General features: G+C 74.4%; 1 protein-coding gene. It reads right to left on the bottom strand.

All coding sequences use genetic code 11. The features are described 5' to 3' along the window. Window positions 1-270, bottom strand: a 270-nt coding sequence (locus tag R0J92_RS23255) for a transposase family protein (RefSeq protein WP_411053415.1), incomplete at both ends; no start/stop codon positions are given.

Raw genomic sequence — 270 nt, 5'->3', positions numbered from 1 at the left:
GCACAGCCGGACCACGCTGGCCGCCAGCCGGCGGGTCACCCGGGCGTGCCGGTCCAGCCAGGCGAGCCGTTCCAGTTTCGGCCCGCAGCGCGGGCAGGCGACCCGCCGGCGCGGCACAGAGAGCCAGGTCACCGCATCCAGGATCGGCAGGTCGCGGATTGCCCGCCGGGCGACGTCGTGGACACGCTCACACCGCTCGCCGCAGCCGTCGCACACCAGCTCCATACCGGGCGCGTGGCCCAGATAGATCCAGATCTCCGGCCGGTCGCC

Origin of the sequence: Tritonibacter sp. SIMBA_163 (assembly GCF_046535935.1) — a bacterium.
Classification (GTDB): domain Bacteria; phylum Pseudomonadota; class Alphaproteobacteria; order Rhodobacterales; family Rhodobacteraceae; genus Epibacterium; species Epibacterium scottomollicae.
Note: the sequence above shows the minus strand (reverse complement) of the source record. Positions and strands in the feature narration are given on the sequence as shown.